We start from the raw sequence: 22997 nt of genomic DNA, 5'->3' as shown, positions 1-22997 counted from the left end.
CTTGCGGAGCGAACGTCGGCGCTGAGCGGAGCTTGCGGAGCCGTCAGCTCGCGGTGGTGAGCACCCAGCTCGCCCGGATCGGGAAGTCGATCTCGCCTGTCTCCGGGTTCGCCTGCGGCGGCGGCCCGTACTGCTGCACCTCGGCGGTCACCAGCTGGTCTTCCGGGGCGGGGAGCGTCAGGGCCCAGGAGCGGCTCACCTCGTCGGGAGCCACCTCGAGGCCGGGAGCGTTCGGGGGGAACACGGGGCTGCGCTGGTCGATCCGGGCGCCCGCGGCGTCGCGGTAGCTGAACACGACCTGCCACGGCGTCTGCGCGATCTCCGGTGGCACCGTGACCACCAGCGGGGTGCCCGGCGGCACCGGGAGCGTCACGGGGGCGGCGGGGTCGCCCGTGCAGTCGGTGAGCTGCAGGTCGCAGTACTGGGCCGGGCGCGCGACGGCGGTGGCGGCGTCGGCGGTGAACGTCACCTGCGGGGGCGCGCCCTGCGGGGCGGGCGGCGGTGCGTCCTGGCCCGCGCAGCCGGCGAGGACCAGCGCGGCGACGGGGAGGGCGAGCAGGCGGCGCGGCACGCCACCACCGTACGTAAGGGGCGGGCGGCGCCGGGGTTCACCCGGGCGTCACCGGTGCGCGCTCGTCGCGGTGGCGCGGGCCCAGGAACGGCAACAGGCTGCGGCCGCGCGCGAGCAGCGCCGACTGCACGCCCGCGAGCGCGACGACCGCGGAGACCACCGTGAACCCCAGCCAGAAGTTGTCGTGGGGCAGCAGCACGCCCAGCGCGCCGCCGAACACCCAGGCGAGGGCGAGCACGGTCTCGGAGCGGCCGAACGCCGACGCGCGCGACTCGTCGGGCAGCTCCCGCTGGATCACCGCGTCGAGGCAGACCTTGGCGAGTGCGCTCGCGGCAGCGCCCACCAGGCCGACGAGCGCGGCGGTGGCGATGCCCGGTAGCAGGGCGGCCACCACGCTGACGACGACGGCGGCCGCGATGCAGGAGACGATCACTGCGTCCGACTTGCCGAAGCTGCGGCGCGCGCCCGCGGCGTTCCCGGTGAACGAGCCCACCCCGGCGGCGGCCCCGACGATGCCGATCAGGACCAGCTGGCGGGCCGGGTCGGCCTCGGACTGCGCGCGCACCACGAACGCGACGAACAACGTGAGGAACCCGGTGAGCACCCGGATCGCACCGCTGCCCCAGAGCGCGACGGTGACGCGCCTGCCCATCGGCGTGCGCCGCTTCCCCCGTGCCGTGCTGCGCAGCGTGGCGGCCACCTCGCCGGCCGTCGACTCGACCCAGCGCGGGATGCGCAGGCACAGGACGGTGCCGAGCACGCCGATCGCCGCGGTGAAGATCAGCGCGCCCGGGGAGCCCCAGAGCGCGGCGACGCCCGCCGCCGCACCCCCGAACACCCCGGCCGCCACCATCCCGAACGTCGTGAGCCGCGAGTTCGTGGTGACCAGCGTGATCGCCCGCGGCAGCACCCGCGGGGTGACGGCCGCCTTGAGCACCGCGAACGTCTTGCTGAGCACCATCGCGCCGAGCGCGGCCGGGTACAGCAGCCAGTTGTCGTAGTTGAACGCCATCACGACCGCGAGCACGGCCCGCCCCGCGAACGAGATGGCCAGCGCCGCCCGGCGGCCGCGCTGCAGGCGGTCGAGCATCGGACCGATGACCGGCGCCACCACCGCGAACGGGGCGACCGTGATGATCAGGTAGAGCGCGACGTTCGTCTTGCTCTCCGCCGTGGCGGCGGCGAAGAACAGCGTGTTGGCCAGCGCGACGGCCACGGCCGCGTCCATCGCGTAGGTCATCATCGTGGCGTAGGTGAGCGCCGTGAGCCCGGAGCGGTCGGCCCCGTCGGCCGTGGTGGCGCGGCGGAACGCGCGGATCCCGCCCTCGGTCAGCTCCCGGCTGCGCAGCGCCGCCACGCGCGTGACGGTGAGCTTGCGCGGCATGCGCCGGGTGGGCGGGCCGTCGCCTGCGGGGGGCGCGGGGGCCTCGTCCGGGACGGCGCGGGTCTGCTCGTCCTGGGGCGCGTGCACGTGCGTGCCGGGTTCGAGGGACGTCTCCTCGGCGGGAGGGGGTGTCCAGGGGCGCGCGGGCGGGGTGCGCCGGTGGGCGGCGGGGTCGTAGTCGGGGTCGTCGTGCCACGGGTAGCGCCTGCGCGGCTCGTACTGCGCGTCGGTGGGCCCGTCCTCCGGTGCGGGCGGGCCGCCCGCGGGCCGCGCGGTGTCGTCCACGGTGACCCAGCCGCGGCGGCCACGGCGGCCGCGGCGGGACTGGGGGGAGTCGAACCGGGCCACGCCGTCCATTCTTGCTCATCGGACCCCGAACCGGACGCGGTCGGGTGTCTCACGCCGGGGTGAAGCGCACCCGGAACGTGACCGGCCAGAGCTTGCCCGTGAGCAGGTACTCGCCGTCGCCCGCGGCGGCGATCCCGTTCAGGACGTCGGCGCCGGCGCGGCGGTCGGCGTCGAGCAGTCCTGACGCGTCCACCTCGGCGGTGACGCGGCCGTCACCCGGGTCGATGCGCACGATCCGGTCGGTCTGCCACACGTTCGCCCACACCTGGCCGTCGACGCACTCCAGTTCGTTGAGCTCGGTGACCGGCTCCCCGTCGAGCGTCACCGCGACCGACCCGGTCTCGGCGAACGTGTCGGGGTCGTGGAAGCGCAGCCGGTCGGTGCCGTCGCTGCGGACGAGGCGGTCGCCGTCGCGGCACAGGCCCCAGCCCTCGCCCTCGATCGGCACCTCCCGCCGCAGCGTGAAGCCGTCGCGGTCCCACTCGAGGGCGACGCCGTCGGTCCAGGTGAGCTGCCAGATCCGGTCGTCGACGACGGTGATCCCCTCGCCGAACAGCTCGCCGGGCAGCGGCACCGACCGCAGCACCTCCCCGGTGGCCGGGTCCAGCTCGCGCAGCTGCGAGCGCCCGGCCCGGCCGGTGCCCTCGTACAGCGCGCCGTCGGGGCCGAACTCGAGGCCCTGGGTGAACGCGCCGGTGTCGTGCGGGAGCTCGGCGAGCACCTCCGGCCGCAGCTGCTCCACCGCCTGGACCGGGGCGGGTGCCGCGGCTGCGCACCCGCCGACCAGCAGCACCAGTGCCCCGAGCAGTGCACGCCCGAAGGTCATGTCGGAGAGGGTGGCACAATCCCTGCGGTGAACGCCGTACCGATCCTCGACCCGCTCGCCCGGCTCGTGGACGCGGTGGAGCAGGCCCGGTCCGCCGCGGTCGAGGAAGCCGCAGCCGACCTCGGCCCGCACGCCGCCGCCGGGGCCGTCGGCGCACACCTGGAGGCCGTCGCCGAAGCTCCCGACGCGGTCACCCACCACTTCGCCGCCACCCAGGGTGGCTACCGCGGCTGGCGCTGGTCGGTCACGCTCGCCACGGCGGGCGCCGACGAGCCCGTCACGGTCAGCGAGGTCGTCCTGCTGCCCGGCCCCGACGCGCTCGTCGCGCCGACCTGGGTGCCGTGGCACGAGCGGATCCGGCCCGGCGACCTCGGCGTCGGTGACCTGTTGCCCACGCCGGAGGGCGACCCGCGGCTGGTGCCCGCCTACGTCGCGTCGGACGACCCGGCCGTGGAGGAGGTCGCCCGCGAGGTGGGCCTCGGCCGGCGCAGCGTCCTGTCGCGCCACGGGCGCGAGCAGGCGGCGCGCCGCTGGCACGACGGCCCGCACGGCCCGTCCTCCGACATGGCCCGCGCGGCCCCCGGCACGTGCGGCACCTGCGGCTTCTTCCTCCCGCTCGCCGGCTCGCTGCGCGCCGCCTTCGGCGTGTGCGGCAACGAGTACGCCCCGGCCGACGGCGCCGTCGTCGAGGTCGGTTTCGGCTGCGGCGCGCACTCGGACGTGCAGCCGGAGTCGACGTCGCCGGTCGCCGTCGCCGAGCTCGTCTACGACGACGGCGTCGACCTGGAGCCCTCCGGCTCACGGGAGTGACAGATCCTTTCGGCACGGCGGCGTTGCGCGCCGCCGTGCTCGACTCCTGGGCGGGCTCGCCCACCCGGTTCCGCGAGGACGCCAACGCCGAGGAGGACCTGCGGCTCGGCGGCTACGCGCAGGCGTGGTTCGTCGAGCTCGCGCAGAACGCCGCCGACGCCGCGCGGGCGGCGGGCGTGCCGGGGCGCGTGCGCGTGGCGCTGGACGGGGCCGAGATCGCCGTCGCCAACACCGGCGCCCCGCTGGACGCCTCGGGCGTGGCCGCGCTCGCCTCGCTGCGCGCCTCGGCGAAGCGGGACGACCCGGGCTCGGTCGGCCGCTTCGGCGTCGGGTTCGCGGCCGTGCTGGCCGTGTCGGACGCGCCCCGGGTGCTGAGCGCCACCGGCGGGATCGCGTTCTCCGCCGCGCGCACGGCCGAGGAGGTCGCGGCGCTGCCCGCGGTCGCCGCGGAGCTGGCCCGCCGCGACGGGCCGCCGGTCCTGCGCCTGGCGTGGCCCGCCGACGAGCGTCCCCCGCAGGGCTACGACACCGAGGTCCGGCTGCCGCTGCGGCCCGGCACCGACGCCGCCGCCCTCCTCGCCGCGGCCCGCGACACCGCGCCCGACCTGCTGCTCGCGCTGCCCGACCTCACCGAGATCGCTGTCGGCGGCGAGGTCGTGGCGCGGGCGGACGGGCCCGGCGCGGGGGAGGTGACGGTCGACGGCCGCCGCTGGCTGCTCGCCCGCCGCGCCGGCCGGCTCGACGACGCCGCGGCGCGCGCGGAGGCCGTGGAGCAGCGCGGGCGGCGGGACTGGTCGGTCTGCTGGGCGCTGCCGCTCACCGCGGACGGTGCTCCGGCACCGCTGCGCGCGGACGTCCTGCACGCACCCACGGCCACCGAGGAGCGGCTCTCGCTGCCGGCCCGCCTGGTCGCCACGGTGCCGCTCGAGCCCGACCGCAGGCGGGCGCGCACCGGGCCCGCCACCGACGCCGTGCTCGCCGGGACCGCCGACGCCTACCTCGACCTGGTGCGCGCGGTGGCCCCCGGCGCGCGGCTCGCCCTCGTCCCCGAGCCGGGGTTCCCCCGCTCCGAGCTGGACGGGCGGTTGCGCGAGCTGCTGCGCGCCACCCTGCGCGGTGCCTCGTGGCTGCCCGCCGCCACCGGCGCGGAGCTCCCGCCCGGCCGGGCGGAGTGGCTCGACGTGCCGGTCCTCGACGGGCCCGCGGCGGCGCTGCCCGCGCTGCTGGTCGAGGCCGGGTTCGACCGCCTCGTGGCGCCGGTGCCACCGGGAACCGCGCCGGTGCTGGCCGAGCTCGGCGTGCACCGGATGCCGCTCGCCGAGCTGGTGGGCCGCCTGTTCGGGGTCGAGCGGCCGCCTGCGTGGTGGCGGGCGCTGTACGCGGCACTCGAACCGCTCGCCGAGACCGTGCCGGGAGCGGTGGATGAGCTGCGCGCGCTGCCGGTGCCGCTCGCCGACGGGCGGACCGCCGCCGGCCCCGCGACCGTCCTGGTCTCCCCACATCAGCTCGTGAGTGGGAACGAGTGCTCCAGCACCCGTATCCACTCACGGCTCGGCGACCGCCTCGCCGCCCTGGGGTTGCCCGGCCTGCACGTCGCACACCCCGATGCGGTGCATCCCCTGCTCGACCGCCTGGGGGCGGGCGTCGCGGACCCGCAGGCGCTGCTGGAGCACCCCGCGCTCGTCGAGGCCGTCGAGCGCTCGGTGGACGACGCCGAGGCCGGCCTCGACGTCCGGCCGCTCGCGGAGGCGGTGCTCGCGCTGGTCGCCGAGACCGGCAGCGCCCCCGGGCCGCTCCCCGCGCTCGCCCTCCCCGACGCCGAGGGCCGCCCCGCCCGGGCCGACGAGCTGATGCTCCCGGACGCCGCGCTGCGCCCCCTGCTCGCCGCGGACGTCCCGCTCGACGCGCTCGACCCGGAGTTCGCCGCGCGGGTGCCCGCGACCGCGCTGCGCGCGGTCGGCGTCGTGGACGGGTTCGCGGTGCTGGTGGACGAGGATCCGCTGGCTCCCGACCACGACCTCGACGACGAGGAGCGCTGGTGGGACTCGCTGGAGTCCCCGCCGGCCCGGCTGGTGGCGGTGCGCGACCTGGACCTGGTCGCCGACGAGGCGTGGCCCGCCGCGCTCGCGCTGCTGGCCGGGGACCGCGACACCCGCGCCGCGCTCACCGCCCCCGGCTCCTACGCCGCGTGGTGGCTCTCGCGGCACGCCCGCCTCGGCGGCCGCCGTCCGGCGCACTGGCGGCTGGCGTCGGCCACCGAGCTGGCGGCGCTGTACGACCCCGCGCCCGCAGGCGTGGACGAGGCGGTGCTGGCCGCGATCGGCGTGCGGGCCGACCTGCACATCAGCGACGCGGGCGTCGCCGCCGACCTGCTCGCCCGCCTCGCCGACCCCGATCGGCGGCCCGACGTCGCGCTCGCGGCGCAGGCGTACGCCGAGCTCGCCGATGCCGTCGCCGACGGCCGCGTCGATCCCGGTGACCTCGCGCTGCCCGAGCGGGTCCGGGCCCTGGACGGCGCGGTCGCGGACGTCGACGTCGCGATGGTGCTGGACCGGCCGTGGCTCGCCGCCGTGCTGTCGCCGGGCGAGCTCGTGACGGGCGGTGATCCGGGGCCGCTGGCCGACCTGCTCGACCTCCCGCTGGCATCCGAGATCACCGACGCCGTGGTCGACGGCGACGGCGAGCGCGTCCGGTGGGCGGAGCTGCCCGGCGTCGTCGTGGCGTGCCACACCCTCGGCGTCCCCGTGCCCCCGGGCGAGCTGACCGTCCACGAGGCGTTGCACGTGACCCTGCGACGGCCGCACACCGGCCGGTTCCCGGTGCCGGCCTGGCGCGACCCGGCCGGGCGCTGGCACGCGAGCGACCCGGTGCACGCCCTGCTGGGCCTGCTCGACGAGGACCACACGCCGGGGTGAAGTGCGCGTTCGCGTGCTAGACAGGGTCGTGACCTCCGCCAGCCCGGGCGCGCCGCGGCGACCCCGCAGGGTCTGCCTGCTGTCCGTCCACACCTCGCCGCTCGAGCAGCCGGGCACCGGTGACGCGGGCGGCATGAACGTCTACATCGTGGAGACCGCCAGCCGCATGGCGCAGCGCGGCGTCGCCGTCGAGGTCTTCACCCGGGCCACCTCCTCCGAGCACCCGCCGGTGGCGGAGCTGGCGCCCGGCGTGCTGGTGCGCCACGTCGTCGCCGGGCCGTTCGAGGGCCTCGGCAAGCACGACCTGCCCAGCCAGCTGTGCGCGTTCACCGCGGGCGTGCTGCGCACCGAGGCGCGCCACGAGCCCGGCCACTACGACGTCGTGCACTCGCACTACTGGCTCTCCGGCCAGGTCGGCTGGCTCGCCCGCGACCGCTGGGGCGTACCGCTGGTGCACAGCGCCCACACGCTCGCCAAGGTCAAGAACGCCGCGCTCGCCGACGGCGACGCGCCCGAGCCGATGGCCCGCGTGATCGGCGAGGACCAGGTGGTCGCCGAGGCCGACCGGCTGATCAGCAACACCGACGAGGAGACGCGCCAGCTCGTCGAGCTCTACGGCGCCGACCCGGGGCGCACCGTCGCGATCCCGCCCGGCGTCGACCTCGCCCGGTTCACCCCCGGCGACCGCGCCGCCGCGCGCCGGGCCCTCGGGATCGCCCCGGGCGCCGTGGTGCTGGCGTTCGCCGGCCGGATCCAGCCGCTCAAGGCGCCGCACGTGCTGCTGCGCGCCGCGGCCGAGATGCTGCGCCGCGACCCGGGACTGCGGGCCCGGCTCGTCGTCCTCGTGGCGGGTGGCCCCTCGGGCAGCGGGCTCGCCGAGCCGGCCGCGCTGCAGGGCCTCGCCGCGGCGCTGGGTATCACCGACGTGGTGCGCTTCCTGCCGCCCCAGACCCGCGACGGGCTGGTGGACGTCTACCGCGCCGCGGACGTGGTCGCGGTGCCGAGCCACAACGAGTCCTTCGGGCTCGTGGCGCTGGAGGCGCAGGCCTGCGGCACCCCGGTGGTGGCCGCGCGCGTCGGCGGGCTCCCGGTCGCCGTGGCCGACGGCCGATCCGGCCTGCTCGTCGACGGGCACGGCGACGCGCAGTGGGCCGACGCGCTGGCCGCCGCCGCCCTCGCACCGGGGCGCCGCGACGAGCTGGCCGCCGCTGCGGTGCCCCACGCCCGCTGCTTCTCCTGGGACCGCACCGCGGACGCCCTGCTCGACACCTACGCCGGTGCGGCCGCGGAGTTCGCGGACCGGCAGCGGCAGGCCATGCGGGCACGGCTGGCGGCCGGGATGATCGAGCCGTGACCGACCCGCAGACCGTCGACGCCACGATGGCCGACGCACTCGCGGAGCTGGGCGTCGACCACCACCGCCGCGAGCCCGGGCAGTTCCTCGTCACGCTGCCGGGCACCAACCGGCTCCAGACCCACTGCTGGCTGGTGGTGCGCGAGCACGCGCTCTTCGTCCAGGCCTTCGTGTGCCGGCAACCCGACGAGGACCACGACACCGTCTACCGGTTCCTGCTGCAGCGCAACGCCCGCCTCTACGGCGTCCACTACGCGCTGGACCGGATCGGCGACATCCACCTGATCGGCCGGATCGGCCTGCACGCCGTCACGCCCGACGAGCTCGACCGCGTTCTCGGCCAGGTCCTGGAGGCCGCGGACGGCGACTTCAACACCCTGCTCGAGCTGGGCTTCGCCACCTCGATCCGCCGTGAGCACGCCTGGCGCCAGGACCGCGGCGAGAGCCTGGCCAACCTGCGAGCCTTCGAGCACCTCTTCACCTGACCCCGGCGAGTCTCCCGTCCGGACGGGGCGAGTCTCCCGTCCGGACCGGGCGAGTCTCCCGTCCGGACCCGGCGAGTCTCCCGTCCGGACCCGGCGAGTCTCGCGCCGCGTCCGGCCTCGGCGTGATGCGATCGTGATGCGCGCGCACCAACCGACCGCCGTCCTGCTCCCGTCCTGGGACCGGGAACGGGACGAGGAGGCGGGTGGCGGTGGCGCACGCGGTGCACAGGCGTCGGATGGTGTGGATCGGAGCGGCGGTGCTCCTGGCGGTGCTGGTGGCCGCGCTCGCGGTCGTGCAGCAGGGATCCGGCAGCGGGACGGACGGCGGCTCGGGCGACGTCGTGGCTGTCGCGCCTGCGCGGCCCGCCCCGGAGCCCGGATCGGAGCGGGCCGCCCGCGAGGACGGTGCAGCAGACTTCGCGGCGCCGCAGTCCCGCGCGGGCGACGACGGGCAGTCGCCGGGTGTGCCACTGGGCGGCGTGCAGCGCGAGCTGGTGCGCACGGCCCAGCTCGGCGTCGAGGTGGCCGATCCCGGGACGGCGGCCCGGCAGGTGCGGACGGCGGCGGCCGTGGCGGGCGGGTTCGTGACGGAGGAGCAGTCGGGGGACGCGTTCAGCAGCCTGGTGCTGCGCGTGCCTGCCCCGGCGCTCGACCGGTTGATCGACGACGTCGCCGCGCTCGGGCGCGTCACCGCCCGCAGCGCCCAGGTGCTCGACGCCACCGAGGAGGTCGTCGACCTCGACGCGCGCGTGGCCAGCCAGACGGCGAGCGTGGCGCGGGTGCGGGGGCTGCTCGCCGAGGCCGTCGACCTCGGCGACGTGGTCGCGATCGAGTCCGAGCTCGCCCACCGGGAGGCCGAGCTCGACTCGCTCACCGCGAGGCTGGGCGCGCTGCGCGACCAGGTGGCGCTGTCGACGTTGACCGTCGAGCTGCACGGCCCCGGTGCTCCGCCGCCGGTGGCACCGCGGGCCGCCGGCTTCCTCGACGGGCTCGCGGCCGGTTGGACGGGCCTGCGCGCGGTGGGGGCGGCCACGGCCGCGGTGGTCGGGTTCGTGGTGCCGTTCGTCCCGGTGCTCGCCGTGCTCGGCGGGATGGCGTGGCTCGGACGCCGGGCCGTGCGCACGCGGCGGTCGGCAGCCGGCGGGCGGAGTGGTGGCCCGGGGGCCGAGGGGGAGACCTGAGGGTCGCGCGGTGGGCCGGGGCGGTGGCACACCGATCGTGGCGCCGGCACACCGGTTGCAGTCGGTGTGCGGGAGCAGGAACCGGTGTGCGACGCGACGCCCGCGTCGGGGTGTTCCGCGGGTGGGCGGAGCGGCCCGGGATCTGAGGGGGAGTCATGAACTCGGGCCACTCCGCTGGAACCGCCACATCGACCGTGCGATCGGGGGCACCGCACGCCGGTGGCACCCGGTGACGGCGAGGGGACGCCGCAACCGGCCCGGCCGGGCGAGTGGGGCTCGCCAGGGCCAGCGCGCTCACAGTGACAGCCGCTGACGATCAAGACAACCCTTCCGGGTTGGGCCATTCGGGTGGTTCCCGCCGGTCGTGGCGTCGTCTCGTGGGCTCCCCCTGATCCCCTACCGCCGGTATCGTCCCGGTACTGCCGTCCGCAAGGGAGCGCCCGCATGCCCGTCCGCAGCCCGTATGCCGACGTCGAGATCCCCGACGTCCCGCTCTTCGACTTCCTCTTCACCGACTTCGGCGAGCGTGCGGGCGCACCGGCGTTCGTCGACGGACCCTCAGGTGCGGCGATCACCTTCGCCGAGCTCGAAGGCATGGTGTTGAAGATCGCTGCGGCGCTCTCGGAGCGCGGGATCGGCGCGGGCGACGTCGTGGCGCTGTTCGCCCCGAACACGCCCTCCTACGCGGCCGTCTTCCACGGCATCCTGCGCGCGAACGCGATCGTCACCAGCGTCAACTCGCTGTACACGCCGGGCGAGCTGGCCCACCAGCTCGGCGACTCCGGCGCCAAGCTGGTGTTCACGGTGTCGCCGTTCCTCGACCGGGTCACCGCCGCCCTCGCCGAGGTGGGGCTGCCGGCCGACGCGGTCGTCGTCCTCGACGCCGCCGAGGGCCGCACGAGCCTGCGCGACCTGCTCGCCACGACCGCGGAGCCGCCGGCCCAGACGGTCACGGCCGGCGACACCGCCGTGCTGCCGTACTCGTCGGGCACCACGGGCCGGGCGAAGGGGGTGATCCTCACCCACCGGAACCTGGTGGCCAACCTCTGCCAGATCGCGGAGATGGGTGACGTCAGCTCCGAGACGAAGATCCTCGCCGTGCTGCCGTTCTTCCACATCTACGGCATGACGGTGATGATGAACCAGGGGCTGCACCGCAGGGCCACCGTCGTCACGATGCCGAAGTTCGACCTGCCCGAGTTCCTGCGGGTGATCTCCGAGCACCGCGTCAGCCGCGTCTACATCGCCCCGCCGGTTGCGGTCGCGCTCGCCAAGCACCCGATCGTCGACCAGTACGACCTGTCCTGCATCGACGTCGTCTTCTCCGGTGCCGCCCCGCTGGACGCCGAGCTCGGCCAGGCAGTCGCCAAGCGCCTGAACTGCACGGTGCTGCAGGGCTACGGCATGACCGAGCTGTCGCCGGTCAGCCACTGCATGCCCGACGACCGCCCCGACATGGACCTGAACACGTGCGGGTTCGCCATCCCGAACGTGGAGTCCAAGCTCGTCGACCCGGAGACCGGGCAGGAGGTCGGGCCCGGCGAGCGCGGTGAGCTGTGGGTCAGGGGCCCGAACGTGATGTCCGGTTACCTGAACAACCCGGAGGCCACCGCGATCACGCTCGACGATGAGGGCTACCTGCACACCGGTGACGTCGCCACGGTCACCGAGGACGGAGTCTTCACGATCGTGGACCGGGTCAAGGAGCTGATCAAGTACAAGGGCTACCAGGTCCCGCCCGCCGAGCTGGAGGCGCTGCTGCTGACCCACGACGAGATCGCGGACGCCGCGGTGATCGGTGTCCGGGACGCGGACGGCGAGGAGGTGCCGAAGGCGTTCGTCGTGCGTCAGGCGGGCGCGAACCTCGGTGCCGCCGAGGTGATGGCGTTCGTCGCCGAGCGGATCGCGCCGCACAAGAAGGTGCGGGTGGTCGAGTTCATCGACGAGATCCCGAAGTCGGCGTCGGGCAAGATCCTGCGCAAGGACCTGCGGGCTCGCGAGGCCGAGCGGGTTTGACGCTCCTCGCGCCACGGCCGTGATCAGCGATCCAGGGACATGAGCTGCGCTCCTGCAGGTCATGTCCCGATCCCGCCGATCATGGGCATCAGGCGGCCTGGCAGACCGCGAGCCGGGGTGGGAGGCAGTAACCGCGTCAGATCAGGCGCTGCCTCCGGTCCCGCAGCATGGGGGCGGCTGTCCCGGGCGTCATCGATCCGCTAGGAATGGCTCCTGTCCCCGCGGCGAGGAGGTCCCGTGTTCCAGGTCACCGTGCTCTACAACCACCCCGAGGATCCCGCCCGGTTCGACGAACACTACGACGGGGTCCACGCGCCGCTCGCCGCCACGATCCCCGGCCTGCAGCGCTACACGGTGACGAGGCCCGGACCGGGCCCGGACGGCACGTTGCCCCCGTACTACCTGGTGGCGGTGATGGAGTACGAGTCCGAGGCGGCCCACCGCGCGGGCTCGGCGGCACCGGAGGGCCAGGCGGCCCGGGCCGACCTGGCCAACTTCGCGACGGCAGGCGTCACGCTGCTGGCGGGGCCGGCCGGCTCCGTCGTCTGACCGGTCACCCGCCGACTCCCTGCACGAAGCGCTCGACACCACCACCCGAGTTCCCGGAGCCGCTCGCGCAGCGGGAACCCTGGTTCGCCGGGGCAGGCGGAAGTGCGGGTCCGAGCACGAGACCGCCCAGCCACGGGACCGGTACGTAACGAATTCCCCCGGCCCTCCGTATCCCTGCTGTCCGCGACCCGGCCACGCCAGGGCTCCGACTGGGCTCGACCCTCGACCCACCTCGGGGTGGAGGGTGCCGGCCGTCACCCGACCGGGAGTGCCGATGGAAGACGACGTGATGAACCGCGTGACCGCTGCCGTGCAGCGCGGGCGGACCGGCGATCGAACGACCGCCAGGGCGGACCTCGAAGCGATCTGGACCGAGGTCGGGCAGCGTGGGGGAGACGCCTTCCACCGCTGCGTGGTCGCGCACTTCCTGGCCGACCTCCAGGACGACGACCGCGACGAACTGATGTGGGACGAGCGTGCGCTGGCGGCCGTTTCCGGTGTGACCGACGAGCGGGCCCAGGAGTACGACGGGTCACTGCGGGTGCGGGGGTTCATGCCGTCGCTGTACCTGAGCCTCGCCGATGATCACCGGCGGCTCGGCGATCCGGGCCGCGCCCACGAGTTCCTCGGCATGGCCCGGAGCGTGAGCGACGCGCTCGGTGACGACGGGTACGGCGAGCTGGTCAGGAGCGCCCTGGAGAAGATCAGCCGGGCGCTGGCCGACGGCTCGACCGATCGCCTCCCCCACGACTGACGCCCGCACCGCCGCGCTGATCGGTCACCGCAGGACGTGCGCGAGCACGGCCCGGAGCCGGTCGACGTCGGGTGCGGCCTCGGCGAGCAGGACCGAGGCGCACAGGCCGTCCGCGGTGGCGACGAGCGCCGCGACCGCGGTCGGGTCGGTGGTGTGCAGCCGGCCGAGCTCGGCGACGAGCGACCGCCACCCGTGGGCGAGACCGCGGAGCGCCGGTCGTCGTGCGGCGAGTGTCGACAGCTCCCGTTCAGCGAGAGCGCGGCAGCGACCGGGCTCGGTGGCCGAGGCGGCGATGAGCTCGGCGAGACCACCGAGTGGGTCGTGCCCGCGGTCGATGAGGGCGCGCAGGGTGCTCTCGTAGTGCTGGGTGACGTCGGTGAGCGCGGCGACCAGGAGGTCGTCGAGGGTGGCGAAGTGGTAGGTGGCCAGACTCGTGGGGGCGCCGGCCTCCTTGGCGACGGTGCGGTGCGTGACGCCGGCGGCGCCGTCCCGCTCGACGACGCGCAGGGTGGCGGCGATCAGCTCGGCGCGCCGGCGTTCGCCGCGTGCCCGTCGACCGTCGGGGTGGGCGCCCGTACCCGGTCGTTGCTGGTCGAGCTCGGGCACGGGATCTCCTTCCCGGCTGCATCGGGGACGTGACGCCACGATATCCCGGCTCCCGCCGGACGGATCCCTCTCGCAGGTCCACGTCGGAGGCCGCTGCGCAGGTGCGGGTCGGCTAGTCGTCGCCGCCCACCGCGGGGACCCGGCGCAACGCGAGAGCGGCGAGCGCCGCGAGCACGAGGGTCGCCGCCGCGGTCACGAGAGCGGTGGTGGTGAGCCCGGTGGTCTGCGCCTGCCGGGCGGCGTCGAGCACGGTGTCCGGAAGGCGGTCGGCCTGACCGATGGCTCCGGCGAGGCTCTCGGCGTGGGGCGACCCCGGGTCGGGGTCGGTGCTCCCGGAGCGGATCTCCTCCCGGTAGACGGCGTTGGCGATGCTGCCCAGGACCGCGACGCCGATCGCGAGCCCCAGTTCCTGCACGGTCTCCGACATCGCTGCGGCCGAACCGGCCTTGTTCGCGGGAGCGCTGCCGACGACCAGGTCGGTGCCGAGCGAGGCGATCGCTCCGAGTCCGAGGTAGACCAGCGCGAACCCGACGACGACCAGGCCGACGCTGCCCGGGCCGTCGACCGATGCGAGCAGTGCGTAGCCGAGCGCGGAGGCGGCGAGCGTGGCGGCGACGATGGACCCGGGCCGGATCCGGCGCGCGAGCAGGGGGGCACCGATGGCCGCCACGAACATCGCCAGCGCGGGCGGGCCCATCCAGAGCCCGGCCTGCAGGGGTGTGAGCTGCTCGACCAGTTGGAGGTGCTGGGTCACCAGGAACATCGCGCCGCCCACGCCGACGAGCCCGATCAGCAGGATCGCGAGGGCGGCACTGAACGCCGGGGTCCGGAACAGGCCCAGGTCGAGCAGCGGGTCGACGAGCCGGTTCTGGCGGCGGACGAACCCCGCGGAGAACCCGGCGCCGACCACGACCGCGGCCACGACCTGGATGTCGATGCCGTCAGCGGCGCCGTGCTTGATCGCGTAGACGACGGGCAGGATCGCCGCGAGTGACAGGCCGACGCTGGGCAGGTCGAGGCGCCCGGCGTCCGGGTCGCGGTACTCGGGCAGCAGCAGCGGTGCCGAGACCAGGACCAGGACGACGACCGGGACCGCGACGAGGAACGCCGAACCCCACCAGAAGGTGGTGAGCAGCACGCCTCCGATCAGGGGCCCCACCGCCATGCCGAGCGCGAACATCGTCGCCCAGATCCCGATGGCCAGTGCCCGCTGCCGCGCGTCGGCGAACATGTTGCTGATCAGCGCCAGCGTGGAGGGCATGAGCGTCGCACCGGCGATGCCGAGTGCAGCGCGGGCGGCGACCAGCATGGTCGCCGACGTCGAGAAGGCGGCCGCGACCGACGCCAGGCCGAACGCGACAGCGCCGATCATCAACAGCCGTCGCCGCCCGATCCGGTCACCGAGCGTGCCCATGGTGATCAGCAGGCCGGCGATCATGAACCCGTACGCGTCCATGATCCACAGTGCTTCGACGCTGCTCGGTCGCAGGTCGAGCGAGAGTTCCGGGATCGCCAGGTACATCACCGTGACGTCGAGCCCGAGGAGCGCCGTCGGCAACGCCAGTACGGCCAGGCCGGCCCACTGCCGCGCCTGTGCGCGTGGAGGAGTCGAGGTGGTCATGGCCCGCCTTCCCGCCGAACAAATTGGACGACCGTACTATTTGTACCATAGTCCAGTTTTATGATCGGTGGACCGTGGCGGGGCACCGCTATCGTCTCGGCCGTGCCCGCCGGGAAGAGCCGCCGAGTGCGGTACGCGCGCCGACGCAAGCGCCGCATGGCCGCCGTCGAGCACGACCTCAGCGGCGAGCAGTGGCAGGCGCTCGTCACGGCCTGGGCCGGCTGCGCGTACTGCGGCACGACCGGTGTGGCGCTGCAGCGCGACTGCGTCCTGCCGATCTCGCGCGGCGGCCGCTACACGCTCGACAACATCGCCCCGGCCTGCGCCTCGTGCAACGCGAGCAAGTGCAACGACGAGGTCACCGGCTGGCTGCGGCGCAAGCGGCTCGACGAGCGGGCCTTCCTGGAGCGGCACGCGGTGATCCAGGCAGCGCTCGTCCTGCGGTTCGGCGCGGAGCCGGACGCGGCGGAACCGGCAGCGCCCGAGCCCGGTTCCCGAACGTCCAAGACACGGCCGTCCCCGCTCTGACACCGTCGGTGCCATGGAACCGGAGGAGCTCTACCGCCGTTGGATCGACGAGCTCTGGGCGGGGCGCGTGGAACGCGTCTCCGAGCTCGTCGCTGACGCGTTCGTCGGGCACTGGCCCGACCACGACGTGCACGGTCCCGCCCAGCTCGCCGAGACGATCCGGCAGACCCACGCCATGCTCGCGCCGCTGAGCTTCGCCATCGAGGTCGGGCCGTTCGCCCACGGCGGCCTCGTGGCCGGCCGGTGGCGCGGTCACGGGCGGCAGGACGGCGCCGAGACGACCTTCCTCGGCAACGACATCCTGCGCGTCGAGGACGGCAGGTTCGTGGAGTACTGGGTCGGCTCCATGGTCGTGACCTGAGTCTTCCGGTCAGGTCGCCGCGGTCACCGCCGGCTCGTGGCGCACCGGGAAGTTCACCGAGTTCGCGATGAAGCAGCGCTCGTGCGCGGGCTCGTGCAGCGCGAGCGCGGTGTCGACCATCCGGCTCTCGGCGACGGTGACGCGGGGCGCGAGCGTGACCTCGGTGAAGCGCCCGCCCGCGCCGTCCTCGACCATCGCGCCGCGGGCGTCGTCGGTGTAGCCGGTGACGACCACGCCTGCGTCGGCGCACAGGTGCAGGTACCAGAGCATGTGGCACTCCGATAGCGACGCCACCAGCAGCTGCTCGGGGTTCCACCGCGAGGCGTCCCCGCGGAGCGCCGGGTCGGAGCTGCCGAGGATGCGGGGCGCGCCGTCGGCGTCGATGGTGTGGTCCCGCGCGAAGTCGCGGTAGCCGCTGGTGCCGGTGCCGCGGTTCCCCGTCCAGGTGACCGTGACCGCGTAGGCGTGTGTCCTGGGCATGCCCGGACGCTACTGGGGAGTCGGTTCGGCATCGGCCGAAATACGGCCGGCGTCACCCCGGCCACGGGGCTGGACGCAGAACTCCCCGCCCTCCGGGTCGGCCAGCACGACCCAGTCCTCGACGCGGGCCAGCTCCCGCGCGCCGAGCCCGACGAGCCGCGCGGCCTCGACGTCGACATCGGCGGCGCGCAGGTCCAGGTGCACGCGGTTCTTCACGGTCTTCGGCTCGGGGACGCGGGTGAACCACAGCCGCGGGCCCGCTCCGGAGGCCGGCTCGACCAGGACGGACGGGTCGTCCTCGGGGTCGTCGACGCCCATCGCCCGCAGCCGCGCCAGCTCGGCCTCGTCGTAGGGGGCCACCCGGTAGCCGTCGAGCGCGGCGGCCCAGAACCGCGCCAGCGAGGCAGGGTGCCGGCAGTCGAACACCACATCGCCCAGTTCGCCCACGCCACCAGCATCGACCCCGGCGCTCCCGCGCGCACCGGGGTTGAGGGATCGCCGATCCGCACAGGAGTGCCGCCGCCGCCGCGCTGGCGTGCTTCTCGCGGTGATCAGCGGCACCCACGCCCGCGACTCGGCGTGCCCTCCCGGCGAACGGGTCCTACGGTGGGGGGATGGCACAGGCGGGCCCCGCGCGTTCCACGCCGTTGGACGAGCAGCTGTGCTTCGCCCTGTACGCGGCGTCGCGGGCCATGACGAGCTGCTACCGGCCGATGCTCGACGCCCTCGACCTCACCTACCCGCAGTACCTCGTGCTGCTCGTGCTGTGGGAGCGCGGTGACACCACCGTCAGCGGGCTCGGCCGGGCCTTGCAGCTGGAGACGGGCACGCTGTCCCCGTTGCTGAAGCGGCTCGAGGCGGCCGGGCTGATCAGCCGTACCCGCCAGGTCGACGACGAGCGGTCCGTGCGGGTCTCCCTGACCGCGGAAGGGCGCGGCCTCGAGGACTCCGTCGCGGCGACGCAGGGCCGCGTCGGCGCGGCCACCGCGATGAGCCGTGCCGAACGGGGCGAGCTGCGCGAGGCGCTGCACCGGCTGACCGACACGCTGCGCACGGCGGCCGGGGCGGGCTGAGCCGCCTCGCCGGACCCCGGGCCGGCCGACCGCGCCACATCCGGTTGCCGCGCGGCCTGCGCCTCTGGTGCACTGGCGGCGTGGTCCCGGCCGTCGTCCCGCAGCGCCACGCGTTCTGCGTGTGCCTCATCGGGGCCGATCAGCTCTCGGTCGACGACCGGCGCTGTCGCCGCTCCCCGGCCTGCTAGCGCCCGTCGCCCGATCCCGGCGGCCCGCGGCAGCGCCCGACGCGCCCACCGCCTCGCCTCCCCCCGGGACCGACAGATGAGCTCTCGATGACCGCGCGCACCCTGGACCGGCTCGCCGTCGAGCCCTTGTGGGCGCAGCTGCTGCACGACCTGCGCCATCGGCTCGAGCAGGACGAGTTCGCCGACTCCTTCCCCGGCGAGCTCGCCCTCGTCGACGAGTACGGGGTCAGCCGGCACACCGTGCGGGAGGCGATGCGCCGGCTGCGGGAGGAGGGGCTCGTCATCGCGGGCCGGGGCCGCGCCCCGCGCCGCGCGGGGCCTGCGGAGATCGAGCAGCCGCTGGGGGAGATCTTCAGCCTGTTCTCCGCGGTGGAGGCCACCGGCCGGGTGCAGCGTAGCGTGGTGCGCACCCTCGACGTCCGTGCCGACGGCGTGGTGGCGGCCCGGCTGGGCCTGGAGGAGTCGACCCCGCTGGTGCACCTGGAGCGGTTGCGCTTCGCCGACGCCGAGCCGCTCGCCGTCGACCGGGTGTGGTTGCCGGAGCGGCTCGCCGCGCCGCTGCTGGACGTCGACTTCGGACGCACCGCGCTCTACACGGTCTACGCGGCGCGGTGTGGCGTGCGCGTCACGGGCGGCAGCGAACGCGTGCGGGCGACCGTCCCCGGGGCCGCCGAGCGGGAGCTGCTCGGCATCCCGCCCGACGTGGCCGCGTTCGTCATCGACCGGCTCGGCTGCGCGGGCGAGCGGCCCGTCGAGTGGCGCCAGACGCTGGTCCGCGCCGACCGGTTCAGCGTCACCGCCCGCTTCTCGGCCCGCGACGGCTACCGCATGGACGCCGTGGGCTCCTAGCCGGTCCTCGCGCGCGTGTGCAGCCTCCCACCCGGACGAACGGCACCCTCGTCGGTACCTAGTGTCCCCCGCCGGAAGTCCGCCGAATAATTCGGCGGCCCAGCTCCACGCTGCGCGCACCGGTCGACGAGCCGAGTACGCCCGGTACGAGGCCCGCCGCCCGGCACGCGCAGCGAGAACCTGGATCCACCGACTTACCCAGCGAACTTCCGGCGGGGGACACTAGCCGACGAAAGTGCCGTTCGTCATGCGGATCCTGCTCCGACGCCGCCGAGGGTGTCCGCGCCGTACCGGGCGATCTCGGCCTCGAGGTCGAGCGGGGCGGTCATGACCTCCGCGCCCGCCGGGATCCGGTCGGCCGGCACCAGCCAGCACACCTCGAACTCCAGGCCGTCCGGGTCGTGGGCGTAGAGCGCCTTCGTCGTGCCGTGGTCGGACGCGCCGACGAGCGCGCCGTGCTCGCGCAGCACCCCGGCGAGGCGGCGGAGCTCGGCGAGCGTGTCGACCTCCCATGCCAGGTGGTACAGCCCGACCGTCGCGCGTCCGGCCGTCGAGTCCCCCGCGCCGTCGCCGATGGCGAACAGGGCGAGGTCGTGGTCGTTCGCCGATTCCGCCGCCTGCAGGAACGCGGCGCGCCCCGGCATCGTGGTGACGACCCGGAACCCGAGCGCCTCGGTGTAGAAGGCGACGCTGCGATCGAGGTCGCGGACGTACAGCACGGCGTGGTTGAGCCGCTGGACCGGCATGTCTCCTCTTCTCGTTGAGGGTTCAATCTCCTACGGTACGGGTCGACACATGAATGCTCAAGTTTCTGCGGGTACCCTGGGGTCCGTGGACGGCGACGAGACCCGGTGGCTGGACGACGAGGAGCAGGAGGCGTGGCTCGCCTACGTGGCGGCGACCTCGCTCCTGGAAGGCGCTCTGGACCGCCAGCTGCAGCGCGATTCCGGGATGCCGCACGCCTACTACCAGATCCTCGCGATGCTTTCCGAGGTCCCGGACCGCACCCTGCGCATGAGCGAGCTCGCCGCCATCACGCAGAGTTCGCAGAGCAGGCTCTCCCACGCGGTCGCGCGGCTGGAACGCAACGGCTGGGTGCGGCGCAAGCCCTGCCCGGACGACCGGCGCAGCACGTTCGCGCAGCTCACCGAGGAGGGGTTCGAGGCGCTCGCCGCCGCGGCCCCGGGGCACGTGCGGACGGTCCGGCAGCACCTGTTCGACCGGCTGGCCCCCGAGCAGGTCGGGCAGCTGCGCGAGATCTGCCGCGCCGTGCTCGGCGGGCTCGGCGTCGACGACTCGGTGTCCCTGCCCTGCGCGCTGACCGAGCCGGGCCGCCCGCCGGCCTGATCCGGCGCAGGCGGACGATGGGCGCATGCGGACCGCGATGATCGGGGCGGCGGCCCTGGTGCTGGCCGCCGGGACGGCCACGGCGGGGTGCGCCGTCGAGGTGGCCGGGACGCCGTCCCCGGATCCCGCCGCCGTGGCGCGTCCGGGCAGCGCGGCCTTCAGCGACGCGGCGGGCCGGTTCGCGCTGGACCCGCCGCCGGGCTGGTCCGTGGACACGAGCGGCACGCAGGACACGGCGGTGATCTTCGCCGATCCGCAGCCGGTCGGCCCGGCGGGCCGGCGGTTCCGCGCCAACATCAACGTGATCGTCGTGCCCGCAGGCGCCGACCTCCCCACGACCGTCGCGAGCGCTCGGCAGGAGCTGACGGGCCTGCCGCACTACCGGCCCACGGCGGACGAGGGCATCACCCTCGTCGACGGGACGAGCGCGCAGCTGCTCGGCGGTACCTTCGACGACCCGCGCAGCGGGCTGGCGCTGCGCAACGTCCAGGTGCTGTCGGTGCACGCGGGCGAGACCGTGGTCGTCACCGGCACGACGCTCGCCGACGAGTGGGCCGGGCACGGTCGCGTGCTCGAGTCGTCGTTGCGCAGCCTGACGGTGATCACCTGACGGGGCCGCCCGACGGGGCCGTGGCGGCCTGGCAGAGTTGCGCCCATGGGAACACTGGTGCTGCTGCGGCACGGGCAGAGCGTGTGGAACGCGGAGAACCTGTTCACCGGCTGGGTGGACGTGCCGCTGTCCGAGACCGGCGAGCAGGAGGCCCGCCGCGGCGGTGAGCTGATGCGCGAGGCCGGGCTGCTGCCCGACGTGGTGCACACGTCGGTGCTGCGCCGGGCGATCTCCACGGCCAACCTCGCGCTGGACGCGTGCGACCGGCACTGGATCCCGGTGCGCAGGGACTGGCGCCTGAACGAGCGGCACTACGGCGCCCTGCAGGGCAAGGACAAGAAGCAGACGCTGGAGCAGTTCGGCGAGGAGCAGTTCATGCAGTGGCGTCGCTCCTACGACGTCCCGCCGCCGCCGATCGAGCCGGGCTCGGAGTTCGACCAGGGCGGCGACCCGCGCTACGCGCCCGGCGAGGTGCCGAGCACGGAGTGCCTCGCCGACGTGGTCGCGCGGTTCCTGCCGTACTGGGAGTCGGCCGTCGTGCCGGACCTGCGTGCCGGGAAGGTCGTGCTGCTCGCCGCGCACGGCAACTCGCTGCGGGCGCTCGTGAAGCACCTCGACGGGATCTCCGACTCCGACATCGTCGGGCTGAACATCCCGACCGGGATCCCGCTGCGCTACGAGCTCGACGACGAGCTGCGCCCCACCGTGCGCGGTGGCACCTACCTCGACCCGGACGCGGCGGCCACGGCGGCGGCCGCGGTGGCGGCCCAGGGGAGGTGACGCCCCACCCGCCCGGGTGACGGGCGTCCGGGTGAACTGAGCGTGAACGACCGGGGAACAGTGCCGTCCCGCGACGTCAGGCGCGTCACGACGGGCCTCGTGGACTGGCCTCCGGGGTGGTCGGCCTGCCTACCATGCGCTTGTGAACGCGCTGCTCTGCGTGGCGATCGCGGCCGGGGCGCTCGCGCTCGGCCTGGTGCTCGGCCTCCGGTGGGAGCGCCTGCGCGCCGAGCCCGACCCGGCCCCTGACGACCCCGTGCTCGGGCCGCCGGTGGCCGACCTTCTCCAGCGGGTGTTCCGGTCCACCGACGAGGGGCTGGCGGTGCTCGACAACGGCGGCGACGTCGTGGTGCACAACCCGCGCGCCGCGGAGCTGGGCGTGGTGCGCGACGGGCTGCCCGACGCGCGAGCGGCCGCCGCCAGCCAGCAGGTGCTGCATTCCGGCGCGACGGTGGACGTCGACCTCTCCCCGCTCGACCGCCGGGGGCGCCAGCCCGCCGCCGTGCAGGCCCACGTGCGCCCGCTCGGCGGCGGCTTCAGCATGGTCGAGGCGGCCGACACCTCCGAGGCGGTGCGGCTGGAGGCCACGCGCCGCGACTTCGTCGCGAACGTCAGCCACGAGCTGAAGACCCCCGTCGGCGCGGTCGCGCTGCTGGCCGAGGCCGTGCTCGACGCCGCCGACGACCCCGCCGAGGTCCGCCGGTTCGGCACCAAGATCCTCAACGAGTCCACCCGGCTGGGCAACCTCGTCACCGAGCTCATCGCGCTGTCGCGCCTGACGGGCGCGGAGCGGCTGCCCGAGCTGCAGGTCGTGGACGTCGACGAGGTGGTGCAGGAGGCGCTCGCGCGGTCGCGCCTGTCCGCCGAGTCGGCGAAGATCGACATCATCGTCGACCGGCCCACCGGGCTCGAGGTCGGCGGTGACCTGACGCTGCTGGTCACCGCCCTGTCCAACCTCGTCGAGAACGCGATCGCCTACTCGCCCGCCGACGCGTCGGTGTCGGTGACACGACGTCGCTGCGGCGACTGGGTGGAGATCGCCGTCACCGACCGCGGCATCGGCATCGCGCCCGAGCACCAGAAGCGGGTGTTCGAGCGCTTCTTCCGCGTCGACCCGGCGCGCTCCCGCGCCACCGGCGGCACGGGCCTCGGCCTGGCGATCGTCAAGCACGTGCTGGCCAACCACGGCGGCGAGGTGCGGCTGTGGAGCAGCCCGGGCACGGGCTCGACCTTCACGATGCGCCTGCCCGTGCACGTCGAACCCGAGACCGAGTCCACTGGGCCCGACGCCGTGCCCGATCCCGCTCCGGCCGACCCCTCGAGCCGGCCCGTCGAACTGCCCGACCGCGTCGGGTGAGTTG

At 75.0% G+C, this 22997-nt stretch carries 24 protein-coding genes; 16 read left to right on the top strand and 8 right to left on the bottom strand.

What is annotated here, in order from left to right; translation table 11 throughout:
- Positions 1-43: 43 nt before the first annotated feature.
- Genes FB558_RS11985 through FB558_RS11975 form a run of 3 tightly spaced genes read right to left on the bottom strand, consistent with a single transcriptional unit; the run spans position 44 to position 3129 of the window.
- Positions 44-571, bottom strand: a complete 528-nt coding sequence (locus FB558_RS11985; RefSeq protein WP_142051779.1) for a DUF2771 family protein — start codon at positions 569-571, stop codon at positions 44-46.
- A gap of 37 nt (positions 572-608) precedes the next feature.
- Positions 609-2312, bottom strand: a complete 1704-nt coding sequence (locus FB558_RS11980; protein WP_142051777.1) for an MFS transporter — start codon at positions 2310-2312, stop codon at positions 609-611.
- 40 nt (positions 2313-2352) lie between these two features.
- On the bottom strand, positions 2353-3129 hold the full coding sequence (locus tag FB558_RS11975; protein WP_142051775.1) for a glutaminyl-peptide cyclotransferase: 777 nt from the start codon (positions 3127-3129) through the stop codon (positions 2353-2355).
- A gap of 27 nt (positions 3130-3156) precedes the next feature.
- On the opposite strand from FB558_RS11975, the gene FB558_RS11970 reads away from it, so the two are divergent.
- From FB558_RS11970 to FB558_RS11935, 8 genes are all read left to right on the top strand, one after another.
- Positions 3157-3939: a DUF3027 domain-containing protein gene (locus FB558_RS11970; RefSeq protein ID WP_342787301.1), complete on the top strand. Its 783-nt coding sequence runs from the start codon at positions 3157-3159 to the stop codon at positions 3937-3939.
- Complete coding sequence (locus tag FB558_RS11965) at positions 3936-6854, top strand: sacsin N-terminal ATP-binding-like domain-containing protein (protein WP_142051773.1); 2919 nt, start codon at positions 3936-3938, stop codon at positions 6852-6854. Before FB558_RS11970 ends, FB558_RS11965 begins: the two co-directional genes overlap by 4 nt.
- Before the next feature lie 28 nt (positions 6855-6882).
- A complete protein-coding gene (gene mshA, locus FB558_RS11960) occupies positions 6883-8208 on the top strand; it encodes a D-inositol-3-phosphate glycosyltransferase (RefSeq protein WP_246106377.1) in 1326 nt (441 codons plus the stop codon).
- 26 nt (positions 8209-8234) lie between these two features.
- Entirely contained in the window at positions 8235-8693 is a 459-nt protein-coding gene (locus FB558_RS11955; protein WP_142054042.1) for a type III secretion system chaperone family protein, read from the top strand.
- A gap of 236 nt (positions 8694-8929) precedes the next feature.
- Positions 8930-9874, top strand: a complete 945-nt coding sequence (locus FB558_RS11950) for a DUF4349 domain-containing protein (protein ID WP_142051770.1) — start codon at positions 8930-8932, stop codon at positions 9872-9874.
- 444 nt (positions 9875-10318) lie between these two features.
- Positions 10319-11890, top strand: a complete 1572-nt coding sequence (locus tag FB558_RS11945) for a 4-coumarate--CoA ligase family protein (protein ID WP_142051767.1) — start codon at positions 10319-10321, stop codon at positions 11888-11890.
- 237 nt (positions 11891-12127) lie between these two features.
- Positions 12128-12439 (top strand): EthD family reductase, encoded by a 312-nt coding sequence (locus FB558_RS11940; protein ID WP_142051764.1) that lies wholly within the window; start codon positions 12128-12130, stop codon positions 12437-12439.
- Between the two features lie 274 nt (positions 12440-12713).
- Positions 12714-13193, top strand: coding sequence for a PLC family EF-hand domain-containing protein (locus FB558_RS11935; RefSeq protein ID WP_142051761.1), 480 nt, complete (start codon positions 12714-12716; stop codon positions 13191-13193).
- Between the two features lie 24 nt (positions 13194-13217).
- Here the strand turns inward: FB558_RS11935 and FB558_RS11930 are convergent, their stop codons facing one another.
- Both FB558_RS11930 and FB558_RS11925 read right to left on the bottom strand, forming a co-directional pair.
- On the bottom strand, positions 13218-13799 hold the full coding sequence (locus tag FB558_RS11930; protein ID WP_142051758.1) for a TetR/AcrR family transcriptional regulator: 582 nt from the start codon (positions 13797-13799) through the stop codon (positions 13218-13220).
- A 112-nt stretch (positions 13800-13911) separates the two neighbouring features.
- Positions 13912-15420, bottom strand: coding sequence for an MFS transporter (locus tag FB558_RS11925; RefSeq protein ID WP_142051756.1), 1509 nt, complete (start codon positions 15418-15420; stop codon positions 13912-13914).
- Between the two features lie 102 nt (positions 15421-15522).
- On the opposite strand from FB558_RS11925, the gene FB558_RS11920 reads away from it, so the two are divergent.
- Together FB558_RS11920 and FB558_RS11915 are read left to right on the top strand one after the other, a co-directional pair.
- Positions 15523-15948, top strand: a complete 426-nt coding sequence (locus tag FB558_RS11920) for an HNH endonuclease (RefSeq protein WP_246106376.1) — start codon at positions 15523-15525, stop codon at positions 15946-15948.
- Between the two features lie 13 nt (positions 15949-15961).
- Entirely contained in the window at positions 15962-16309 is a 348-nt protein-coding gene (locus FB558_RS11915; protein ID WP_142051753.1) for an ester cyclase, read from the top strand.
- A gap of 9 nt (positions 16310-16318) precedes the next feature.
- Here FB558_RS11915 and FB558_RS11910 read toward each other — a convergent pair whose 3' ends face one another.
- Both FB558_RS11910 and FB558_RS11905 read right to left on the bottom strand, forming a co-directional pair.
- On the bottom strand, positions 16319-16789 hold the full coding sequence (locus tag FB558_RS11910) for an OsmC family protein (protein ID WP_142051728.1): 471 nt from the start codon (positions 16787-16789) through the stop codon (positions 16319-16321).
- A 9-nt stretch (positions 16790-16798) separates the two neighbouring features.
- The gene (locus FB558_RS11905) at positions 16799-17236 is read right to left on the bottom strand and encodes a VOC family protein (RefSeq protein ID WP_142051725.1); all 438 of its coding nucleotides are present in this window, start codon (positions 17234-17236) and stop codon (positions 16799-16801) included.
- Positions 17237-17403: 167 nt separating this feature from the next.
- On the opposite strand from FB558_RS11905, the gene FB558_RS11900 reads away from it, so the two are divergent.
- Both FB558_RS11900 and FB558_RS11895 read left to right on the top strand, forming a co-directional pair.
- Positions 17404-17862 (top strand): MarR family winged helix-turn-helix transcriptional regulator, encoded by a 459-nt coding sequence (locus tag FB558_RS11900; RefSeq protein WP_142051722.1) that lies wholly within the window; start codon positions 17404-17406, stop codon positions 17860-17862.
- Positions 17863-18137: 275 nt separating this feature from the next.
- Positions 18138-18899 carry a GntR family transcriptional regulator gene (locus FB558_RS11895; RefSeq protein WP_142051719.1) on the top strand — a complete coding sequence of 254 codons (762 nt, stop codon included), beginning with the start codon at positions 18138-18140 and terminating at the stop codon, positions 18897-18899.
- Between the two features lie 245 nt (positions 18900-19144).
- On the opposite strand, the gene FB558_RS11890 is transcribed toward FB558_RS11895, so the two are convergent.
- Positions 19145-19645 (bottom strand): VOC family protein, encoded by a 501-nt coding sequence (locus FB558_RS11890; RefSeq protein WP_142051716.1) that lies wholly within the window; start codon positions 19643-19645, stop codon positions 19145-19147.
- An 85-nt stretch (positions 19646-19730) separates the two neighbouring features.
- On the opposite strand from FB558_RS11890, the gene FB558_RS11885 reads away from it, so the two are divergent.
- The 4 genes from FB558_RS11885 (at position 19731) to FB558_RS11870 (ending at position 22993) form a co-directional block, all read left to right on the top strand.
- On the top strand, positions 19731-20246 hold the full coding sequence (locus FB558_RS11885) for a MarR family winged helix-turn-helix transcriptional regulator (protein WP_246106375.1): 516 nt from the start codon (positions 19731-19733) through the stop codon (positions 20244-20246).
- A 25-nt stretch (positions 20247-20271) separates the two neighbouring features.
- A complete protein-coding gene (locus FB558_RS11880; protein WP_142051710.1) occupies positions 20272-20856 on the top strand; it encodes a hypothetical protein in 585 nt (194 codons plus the stop codon).
- Between the two features lie 45 nt (positions 20857-20901).
- Positions 20902-21636, top strand: coding sequence for a phosphoglyceromutase (locus tag FB558_RS11875; RefSeq protein ID WP_142051707.1), 735 nt, complete (start codon positions 20902-20904; stop codon positions 21634-21636).
- A gap of 142 nt (positions 21637-21778) precedes the next feature.
- Positions 21779-22993 carry an ATP-binding protein gene (locus FB558_RS11870; protein WP_142051704.1) on the top strand — a complete coding sequence of 405 codons (1215 nt, stop codon included), beginning with the start codon at positions 21779-21781 and terminating at the stop codon, positions 22991-22993.
- Positions 22994-22997: the final 4 nt, after the last annotated feature.

Origin of the sequence: Pseudonocardia kunmingensis, assembly GCF_006716445.1 — a bacterium.
Classification (GTDB): Bacteria; Actinomycetota; Actinomycetes; order Mycobacteriales; family Pseudonocardiaceae; genus Pseudonocardia; species Pseudonocardia kunmingensis.
This window is presented reverse-complemented; position numbering and strand designations above follow the sequence as displayed.

Excerpts from the sequence above, each read along its gene's own strand:
- FB558_RS11955 (WP_142054042.1), top strand. The coding sequence starts at position 8,235 with ATGGCCGACGCACTCGCGGAGCTGGGCGTCGACCACCACCGCCGCGAG.
- FB558_RS11890 (WP_142051716.1), bottom strand. The coding sequence starts at position 19,645 with ATGCCGGTCCAGCGGCTCAACCACGCCGTGCTGTACGTCCGCGACCTC.
- FB558_RS11895 (WP_142051719.1), top strand. The coding sequence starts at position 18,138 with ATGACCGCGCGCACCCTGGACCGGCTCGCCGTCGAGCCCTTGTGGGCG.
- FB558_RS11910 (WP_142051728.1), bottom strand. The coding sequence starts at position 16,789 with ATGCCCAGGACACACGCCTACGCGGTCACGGTCACCTGGACGGGGAAC.
- FB558_RS11935 (WP_142051761.1), top strand. The coding sequence starts at position 12,714 with ATGGAAGACGACGTGATGAACCGCGTGACCGCTGCCGTGCAGCGCGGG.
- FB558_RS11875 (WP_142051707.1), top strand. The coding sequence starts at position 20,902 with ATGGGAACACTGGTGCTGCTGCGGCACGGGCAGAGCGTGTGGAACGCG.
- FB558_RS11915 (WP_142051753.1), top strand. The coding sequence starts at position 15,962 with ATGGAACCGGAGGAGCTCTACCGCCGTTGGATCGACGAGCTCTGGGCG.
- FB558_RS11980 (WP_142051777.1), bottom strand. The coding sequence starts at position 2,312 with ATGGACGGCGTGGCCCGGTTCGACTCCCCCCAGTCCCGCCGCGGCCGC.
- FB558_RS11950 (WP_142051770.1), top strand. The coding sequence starts at position 8,930 with ATGGTGTGGATCGGAGCGGCGGTGCTCCTGGCGGTGCTGGTGGCCGCG.
- FB558_RS11900 (WP_142051722.1), top strand. The coding sequence starts at position 17,404 with ATGGCACAGGCGGGCCCCGCGCGTTCCACGCCGTTGGACGAGCAGCTG.
- FB558_RS11880 (WP_142051710.1), top strand. The coding sequence starts at position 20,272 with ATGCGGACCGCGATGATCGGGGCGGCGGCCCTGGTGCTGGCCGCCGGG.
- FB558_RS11945 (WP_142051767.1), top strand. The coding sequence starts at position 10,319 with ATGCCCGTCCGCAGCCCGTATGCCGACGTCGAGATCCCCGACGTCCCG.
- FB558_RS11975 (WP_142051775.1), bottom strand. The coding sequence starts at position 3,129 with ATGACCTTCGGGCGTGCACTGCTCGGGGCACTGGTGCTGCTGGTCGGC.
- FB558_RS11925 (WP_142051756.1), bottom strand. The coding sequence starts at position 15,420 with ATGACCACCTCGACTCCTCCACGCGCACAGGCGCGGCAGTGGGCCGGC.